9 protein-coding genes and 1 pseudogene are annotated in these 7,987 nt (G+C 28.2%); 5 read left to right on the forward strand and 5 right to left on the reverse strand.

Going from position 1 to position 7,987, the window contains the following annotated elements; translation table 11 throughout:
* Both AB1Z17_RS04585 and AB1Z17_RS04590 read right to left on the reverse strand, forming a co-directional pair.
* Positions 1 to 449: DEAD/DEAH box helicase (locus tag AB1Z17_RS04585; RefSeq protein ID WP_368050618.1), on the reverse strand; the 449-nt coding region annotated here is incomplete at its 3' end.
* On the reverse strand, positions 446 to 982 hold the full coding sequence (locus AB1Z17_RS04590) for an AAA family ATPase (protein WP_368050619.1): 537 nt from the start codon (positions 980 to 982) through the stop codon (positions 446 to 448). The genes AB1Z17_RS04585 and AB1Z17_RS04590, both read right to left, overlap by 4 nt.
* A gap of 119 nt (positions 983 to 1,101) precedes the next feature.
* On the opposite strand from AB1Z17_RS04590, the gene AB1Z17_RS04595 reads away from it, so the two are divergent.
* From AB1Z17_RS04595 to AB1Z17_RS04615, 5 genes are all read left to right on the forward strand, one after another.
* Entirely contained in the window at positions 1,102 to 1,383 is a 282-nt protein-coding gene (locus AB1Z17_RS04595; protein WP_368050620.1) for a DUF493 family protein, read from the forward strand.
* 93 nt (positions 1,384 to 1,476) lie between these two features.
* Positions 1,477 to 3,084, forward strand: coding sequence for a peptidylprolyl isomerase (locus AB1Z17_RS04600; protein ID WP_368050621.1), 1,608 nt, complete (start codon positions 1,477 to 1,479; stop codon positions 3,082 to 3,084).
* A 2-nt stretch (positions 3,085 to 3,086) separates the two neighbouring features.
* Positions 3,087 to 3,935, forward strand: a complete 849-nt coding sequence (locus tag AB1Z17_RS04605; RefSeq protein ID WP_368050622.1) for a hypothetical protein — start codon at positions 3,087 to 3,089, stop codon at positions 3,933 to 3,935.
* Between the two features lies 1 nt (position 3,936).
* The gene (locus AB1Z17_RS04610) at positions 3,937 to 5,325 is read left to right on the forward strand and encodes a peptidylprolyl isomerase (RefSeq protein WP_368050623.1); all 1,389 of its coding nucleotides are present in this window, start codon (positions 3,937 to 3,939) and stop codon (positions 5,323 to 5,325) included.
* A gap of 1 nt (position 5,326) precedes the next feature.
* Complete coding sequence (locus AB1Z17_RS04615) at positions 5,327 to 6,280, forward strand: AAA family ATPase (protein WP_368050624.1); 954 nt, start codon at positions 5,327 to 5,329, stop codon at positions 6,278 to 6,280.
* Between the two features lie 138 nt (positions 6,281 to 6,418).
* Here AB1Z17_RS04615 and rsmD read toward each other — a convergent pair whose 3' ends face one another.
* The 3 genes and pseudogenes from rsmD to AB1Z17_RS04630 all read right to left on the reverse strand — a co-directional run.
* Positions 6,419 to 6,979 (reverse strand): 16S rRNA (guanine(966)-N(2))-methyltransferase RsmD, encoded by a 561-nt coding sequence (gene rsmD, locus AB1Z17_RS04620; protein WP_368050625.1) that lies wholly within the window; start codon positions 6,977 to 6,979, stop codon positions 6,419 to 6,421.
* Entirely contained in the window at positions 6,979 to 7,818 is an 840-nt protein-coding gene (locus tag AB1Z17_RS04625; RefSeq protein WP_368050626.1) for a DUF3822 family protein, read from the reverse strand. Before AB1Z17_RS04625 ends, rsmD begins: the two co-directional genes overlap by 1 nt.
* A pseudogene (locus tag AB1Z17_RS04630) lies at positions 7,787 to 7,987 on the reverse strand (hypothetical protein); the annotation flags it as partial. The pseudogene AB1Z17_RS04630 and the gene AB1Z17_RS04625, both read right to left, overlap by 32 nt.

A 7,987-nucleotide genomic window follows, 5' to 3' on the forward strand; every position in this document is an offset into this window, starting at 1 on the left:
CTAAAATCGTGTCCCCATTCCGAAATACAATGCGCTTCGTCAATTGCAATAAACGAAACATTTAATTGTCTTATTTTGTCTTGAATAAAGGGCGATTGTAATTTTTCTGGAGATAGATACAAAAACTTATAACCTCCAAATTGTAAATTGTCGAAAGCCACAATTACTTCTTCTTGAGATAATTTTGAAGTTAACGCAATTGATTTAATATTTTTTTCTGTTAAACTTTCTACCTGATCTTTAATTAATGCAATTAACGGAGAAATTACAATACAGACACCTTCCATTGCCAACCCCGGAACTTGGTAGCATAAAGATTTTCCATTCCCTGTTGGTAATAATACTACACAATTTTCGCCTTTAATTACGGTATTTATAATTTCCTCTTGAGGTGGTCTAAACTCGTTATAATTCCAATAGGTTTTTAATATTTCTAAGGGCGTTCTCATTGGTTTATGGACGCTAAAATAAAGTCGGTTCTTTGTTGTACAGTTCCAGTTGGGACTTCAATAATTGGGTATTTTAATTTTTTGTAAGCACGTTCTAAATGATTGTGTATTGCTAAGGCTTGTTCAAAATTTTCATAACGTTCATTGTCGGAAATATAAATATCTTCCCAAGGAGGCATTAAAAAAATATAGTCGTATCGGTATAGATTACTTTTAGTTTCATACGTTTTTGGGTAATCTATACTAATATAATTCATATAGGCGTGTACATCTGGAATTCCTCTATCAAAAAACACAAGGTCTGTATTTTTTTTCTCAGCCTCAATATATTGGTTCACCCGACCTTCTAACAACAATTCACTAAAAAGCAGCGGTTTTGTTAAAAAAAGTTGTTCTATACCTTTTTCACGAGCGTTTAGAGTAACTTGTCTTGAAATTTCTGGCATACACAGAAAATTTCTATTTGATAATTCATCAATTACAGTAGATTTTCCTGTTCCTGGACCGCCAGTTATTACAATTTTATGTTGCATAATGCAAAAATAAGGTATTCACTAATTTATACTAAAAATATTAATGTAATTTTGTCAGTAATATATTAACAATATGCATTTGGTACTATATTTGTAAACTTTATTCTCAAAATAAATACATGGATAATAGAACGCAATTTTATAAAAAACTTAAAAAGAAATTAAAACAGGATACTACTTTTCCTACAAAATATCTTTTTAAATTTATTGTTCCTTCAGAAATATCAAAGATAGATGATGTAGAAAACTTATTCAATCATCAAGGGGCTGTAATATCCAAAAAAACTTCAAAAACTGGAAAATATACAAGTGTCTCAATTCATATTATTATGAAAAAGGCAGATGATATTATTTTAAAATACCAACAAGCTGAAAAAATTGAAGGAATTATATCTTTGTGATTTCATTAACTAATAAAATAAAAAATATAAAATAAATTGCACCTTTTTAAAAGCCAATAAAAGCAATAGTTTAAAACAGGAAATTAGCGTAATATGAAGTTAAATTATTTTTTTACCATTACCATTTTAGCATGTTTGAATGGTTTTTCGCAAAACAAGCAAACAGTTTTATTTTCTATTGATAATGCACCTTTTTATACACAAGAATTTCTAGAAAATTATAATAAAAATGCAACCTTAATTTCAGATGCTGAAAATAGTTTAGAAAGCTATTTAGATTTATTTATAAATTATAAATTAAAAGTTAAAGAAGCAAAGGACCTTAAATTAGACACCTTTCCAAGTTATATTACTGAATTAAATGAATACCGAACGCGATTAATCCAACCTTTTTTAAAAGACAAAAATATTACTGAAAAATTAGTTTCAGAAGCTTATGAAAGACTTCAAAAAGAAATAAATGCAAGTCATATTTTGCTATTTTTAAAACCTTCTGCAGCTCCAAAAGATACTTTGGCGGCGTATTCAAAATTAATTGAAGCACGTAAATTAATACAAAACGGAACCTCTTTTTCTGAAGTTGCAAAACAATTTTCAGAAGATCCATCAGTACAACAAAATGGTGGTAATTTAGGTTTTTTTACGGCAATGCAAATGGTATATCCTTTTGAAAACGCAGCCTATTCAACAACTGTAAATAGTGTTTCTAAACCTTTTAGAACTCAATTTGGATACCATATTTTACAAGTACACGAAATGAGGCCAGCACATGGAGAAGTTGAAGTTGCACATATAATGATTCCAACTAACGATTCTAATTCAAGCAAATCAAAAATTGATTCTGTTCATAATTTACTATTAAATAATAAGGAACGTTTTTCTGAATTGGCTGCAAAATTTTCTAAAGATAAGGCTACCGCTTCAAAAGGTGGAAGATTGAATAAATTCAGCTACGGACAAATGGTTGAAGCATTTTCTAAAGTTGCTTTTGACCTAAAAAATGTTGATGATATTTCTATGCCATTTAAAACGGAGTATGGTTGGCATATTGTTAAATTATTAAAAAAATACCCGTTAGAAAATTTTGAAGCTATAAAAGCAAATTTAACTCAAAAAGTTGAGCGCGATAATCGTTCTAATTTAATTGGACAATCTGTAATTAATAGGTTGTTAAAATCTTATACGATTGTGGTTAATAATGAGGTTTTAAATGAATTTAAAACTAAAGATTGGAGAACTTTAACCGATTCTAATGCTGTTTTATTAACAATTAATGATAAAGAAATTAAGCAGTTTGAGTTTATTAAGTATTTAGAATCAGTTAAACATCAAGATGTTTCAAGTGCATTTAATAAATTTAAGGAACAAGAGGTTTTAGATTATTATAAAGAAACTATAGAATTTTCAAATAAAGAGTTTGCAGCAACATATAATGAATTTAAAGAAGGATTATTGTTGTTTGATTTGTTAGAACAAAAAGTTTGGGAAAAATCTAAAGATAGTATTGCGCTTTCGAGTTACTTTAATACTTTTAAAAACACTAAATACAAAGAAAAAGAGTTAGAAATTATAAAAGGAACGGTAATTAGTGATTATCAAAATTATTTAGAAAATTTATGGATTGAATCTTTGCATAAGAAATACAAGGTTAAAATTAATAAATCAGAAAAAAAGAGATTAATTAAATTAAATAAAAAATAAAATTGAAGCAATTAGTTGGTTACATATTTCTGTTTTTCACACTGCAATCTTGTAATTATTTTACAATTAAAGATGATACGCAAGAAGCTGTAGCGCGCGTAAATAATACATATTTATATAAAAGAGATTTAAAAAATGTAGTGACTGCAGATGTTGCTAAAAACGATAGTATTTTAATTGTAAATAATTTTATTAATAATTGGATTAAGCAACAACTGTTGTTATCTAAAGCTCAACTTAATTTAGAAGCTAAAGCAGAAGATTTTGATAAACTAGTAAAAGCATATAGAGAAGATTTATTTATAAACTCATACAAAGAAGCTGTTGTTAAACAGTATTTGGATACTACAATTACAGAAAATGATATTGAAGAGTTTTATACCAAAAACAATCAAAATTTTAAATTAAACGAAGAGTTATTAAAACTAAAGTTTATTAAAATAGGCAAAGATGTTTATAATAGGAAAGCACTAATAAAGTTGTTTAAATCTTCTAAAAAAAGCGATTTAGACAGTCTTCATGCAGCGGAATTAACTTTAAAATCTCATCATTTAAACGATTCGGTTTGGGTAAAGTATTCCGACTTGGTTTCAAAAGTTGCCATCCTAAAAAATGAAGATAAAAATCAGTTATTAAAAAAAGATAATTTTATTGAAAAAGAAGATTCATTAAGCTTATATTTGGTGACCATAAAAGAGGTGTTAAAAAGGAACGAAACTGCTCCTAAAAGCTATATAACACCAACAATCAAGCAAATGATTTTACACCAGCGTAAATTATTATTATTAAGAAATATAGAAGAAACATTAATAGATGATGCAAGAAAAAAACAACAATTTGAAATATATTAAAATGAAACAACATATAGTTTTAGCACTATTACTTTTAATTTTTACAGGCGTAAAAGCACAAGATACTATTTCGTCGTCCACTTCAAATTCAGAAAGAATTAAAGTAGATGGTGTTGCCGTTGTAATTGGTAAAAATATTGTTTTAGACTCTGATATAGATAAGTTTAAAAAAGAGTTAAAACAACGTATAGAAGGTAAATTAGATATTACTGATTGCGAAATTTTAGAAGAAATAATGGTTCAGAAATTACTTGCACACCACGCAGTAATTGATAGTGTTGAAGTTTCTGAAGCCGAAGTGAATTCTGAAGTAGAACGTAATATAGGTTATTTTGGACAGCAGTTGGGTTCTATTGAGGCAGTTGTAGAATATTATGGTTTTACAGATGAAGAGGATCTTAGAAAAGAATTATATACCATTCAAAATGAGCAATTATTAATTCAAAGAGAAAAAGCTAGTATCACCGAAAAAATTGATGTTACTCCAGAGGAAGTTAGAACTTATTTTAAAAATCTTGAAAAGGATGACAACTTACCAGAATTTAGCGCGGAAATTGAATTGGCACAAATAGTTAAAATTTTAAAGCCAACGGAAGAAGAAACCAACCGTGTTTTTGAAAAATTAAATAGCATTAAAAAGGATATCGAAGAAGGGTTTAGTTTTAGATTAAAAGCATTAATAAACTCAGATGATCCTGCCGTTTCCGGAAATGGGCAAGGTGCTGGTGGAAAATATACAATAACTAGAGAATCTAACTTTATTAAAGAGTTTAAAGAAGTTGCTTTTAGTTTAGATGAAGGCGAAATTTCTGATCCTTTCGAATCTGGATTTGGGTTTCATATTCTTCAAGTTGAAAAAATTAAAGGACAAGAGCGTGATGTGCGTCATATTTTAATTCAACCTGTAATTACTCAGGAAGAATTGGATGCTTCTAAAGATGAATTAGCAAAAATTCGTGAGCAAATATTAAAGGGAGAAATTACGTTTGAAGAAGCTGTTATTAAATATTCTGATGATATTGTAACAAAAAATAACCAAGGTTTAATTTTAAATCCACAGACAAATGATACTCGTTTCGATTTAACGCGTATGGACCCTAATTTATATAAAAGAGTAAGCAGTTTAAAAGCTGGTGAAATAACGGAACCTTTTTATGATGAAGTTAGAGGTGAATCTAAAATGCATAAAATTATTTTATTAAAAAGTAAAAACGAAACCCATACAGCTAATTTTATTGATGATTATGAGAAGATTCAACAATTAACTTTACAGAAAAAGCAAGAAGAAACTGTTGATAAATGGGCGAAAGATAAGATTGAAGATACTTACATAAAAATAAACAAAGATTTTAAGAAATGCGAGTTTAGTAAAAACTGGAAAAAGCAATAATATGTCTGATGTTGATACTTTAAAACAATTAGTTCTTAAACATAAAGCGCTTAAAAAAGAAATTGCAAAGATAATTATTGGCCAAGATGAGGCAATAGACCATATTTTATTATCTATTTTAAGTGGAGGACATTCCTTATTAATTGGTGTTCCTGGTTTGGCAAAAACATTAATTGTGCATACTATTGCACAAACTTTAGGACTCGATTTTAAACGTATTCAATTTACACCAGATTTAATGCCTTCAGATATTCTAGGTAGCGAAATATTAGATGAAACCAGTCATTTTAAATTTATAAAAGGACCTATTTTTAGCAATATTATATTAGCAGACGAAATTAATAGAACACCTCCAAAAACGCAGGCGGCTTTATTAGAGGCAATGCAAGAGCGCTCTGTTACGGTTGCAGGGCATCATCATATTTTAGCTGAACCATTTTTTGTTTTAGCAACTCAAAATCCTATTGAGCAGGAGGGAACCTATCCTTTACCAGAGGCACAATTAGATAGATTTATGTTTTCAATTCAACTTGATTATCCAACTTTTGATGAAGAAGTTGAAGTTGTAAAAAGCACTACTAATGATGAAAGTCCGACCATTAATTCTATTTTAACTTCAAAAGAAATTGTTGATTTTCAACATTTAGTAAGAAGAATACCGGTGGCAGATAACGTAATTGAATATGCTGTTAAATTAGTTTCTAAAACCCGCCCAAATTCATTAAATGCTACAAAATTAGTGAATAGTTATATAGATTGGGGAGCAGGGCCAAGAGCTTCTCAAAACCTAATATTAGGTGCAAAAGCAAATGCAGCCGTTAATGGTAAATTTTCGCCAGATATAGAAGATGTTCAAGCTGTTGCTTTTTCAATTTTAAAACATAGAATTGTAAGGAATTATAAGGCAGAAGCTGAAGGAATTTCAGAAAAACAACTTATTGAGTCGTTGTTTTAGTCTAAAAGTAGAAAGTTGAAAAGCTTCAAAGTTACATGGTGGCTGAGCGGAGTCGAAGCCATTATTATTTTAGCCATTGTTGGTGTTTTTCACTAACAATTGTAATTATAATGTTATTTTACTCGTTAGGACTAATTTTTATTCAACTACTTCAAGATCTTCAGAATTTTCAAAAAAGCTAAACATATTTCCACCATATTTTTTTTGATTACTAAGCTTTGAGTGTGTTTCTAATTTGGTATGTTTAGAATGTTCAACAATAAGTAATCCATTGTTGTTTAGTAACTTGTTTTCAAAAATTAGATTTACAATTTTCTCAAATTTTTCTAATTCGAAATCATAAGGAGGATCTACAAAAATAACATCAAATTTAGCGCTAGACTTTTCTAAATATTTAAAAACATCACTTTTTATGGTATGTATATCTGCTTCTAAAATTTTAGAAGTTTCATTTATAAATTTTATACAACCAAAATTAGCATCTACAGCCGTAATATTGGTTGTTCCTCTAGAAGCAAACTCATAACTTATGTTTCCAGTTCCAGAAAATAAATCCAGCACAACTATATCATTAAAATAATATAAGTTGTTTAGAATGTTAAATAAAGCTTCTTTAGCCATATCAGTTGTTGGTCTAACTGGCAATTTTTTTGGAGCTTGAATTCGTTTACTTTTGAATTTTCCTGAAATTATACGCATTAAAATTGATTTAAAACTGTAAAGTTGGCATGTGCCGAAATTCCATTTACCAATGTTTTCTGTTCTTTTGGTTCATAAAATTTAATATTTCTAATATATTGGTAAAGTATGGTATATAATTCAGATTCTTTCTCAATATCACCTAAAAGAATTAAATTAAACTCTTCAGGGTTTAAATTTAATTGTTCTGCAGTAAAAAGAATGTAATAAATGAAGTCTTCTTTGGTTTTAAAAGTAAAACAATTGTACAGCTCTAGATTTTTATTTTTTAATACAACTATTTCAAAATTTAAATTAGAAACGTTTACAAAACAGTAATCTTCACCTTGGTTTTTAAATTGATTTAAAAGCGTTTCAATGAGTACAGTTGAAGAGTGTTTAAAAATAAATGATCCGTAAATATCAAGTAAAAAATTATTGATATTAACAAAAGGAATATAGATATTAACTATTTCAGAATTATTAATTTCATCGTAGGTAATGTAATCATTATCAAGTACTTTAATGGTTTTTTGTAAATAATTCTTTAAGTTTTTCTTATTGAAAAATGGAAGTGGAACTTGTGTAATTAAATTGTTAAAATGAGTTACGTTAATAGAGGTAAATTTTAATTTAAGAAGAGTTTCTTGTGAATACAATTCCTTCACTAGATTCAAATGCTCAAAAGGTGTTGGAGAATTGGAAAATTCGTATTTTGCAAATACAGCAACGCTATTACTTGGTTTATTAAATACACAAAAAGAAAATCCATCCAAACTAAGTTGGATGGATAAATGGTTTTCTTCTAGATTTTTAAAATCTAAAGAATTATTCGCTATCTTTTTTATCTCCTTTATCATAAAATGGAGGCCAGTTACCGTCTTCACTTACTTCACCTAAAGAACCAACTCTAACATACTCACCTCTAATTTCTTCACCACCAATTGCTTCTTTTTCTTGTTTTACTAAGTTCAAATCCATTCCTTTTAAAATTAAAGCTTTATCAACTTTTACTTCAAAAACAGGGGC

This window comes from Lutibacter sp., assembly GCF_040883305.1.
Lineage (GTDB): Bacteria > Bacteroidota > Bacteroidia > Flavobacteriales > Flavobacteriaceae > Lutibacter.

Bases quoted from the DNA above. Each gene is read 5' to 3' on its own strand.
- AB1Z17_RS04590 (WP_368050619.1), bottom strand. From the start codon at position 982: ATGCAACATAAAATTGTAATAACTGGCGGTCCAGGAACAGGAAAATCT.
- rsmD (WP_368050625.1), bottom strand. From the start codon at position 6,979: ATGCGTATAATTTCAGGAAAATTCAAAAGTAAACGAATTCAAGCTCCA.
- AB1Z17_RS04600 (WP_368050621.1), top strand. From the start codon at position 1,477: ATGAAGTTAAATTATTTTTTTACCATTACCATTTTAGCATGTTTGAAT.
- AB1Z17_RS04625 (WP_368050626.1), bottom strand. From the start codon at position 7,818: ATGATAAAGGAGATAAAAAAGATAGCGAATAATTCTTTAGATTTTAAA.
- AB1Z17_RS04595 (WP_368050620.1), top strand. From the start codon at position 1,102: ATGGATAATAGAACGCAATTTTATAAAAAACTTAAAAAGAAATTAAAA.
- AB1Z17_RS04610 (WP_368050623.1), top strand. From the start codon at position 3,937: ATGAAACAACATATAGTTTTAGCACTATTACTTTTAATTTTTACAGGC.
- AB1Z17_RS04615 (WP_368050624.1), top strand. From the start codon at position 5,327: ATGTCTGATGTTGATACTTTAAAACAATTAGTTCTTAAACATAAAGCG.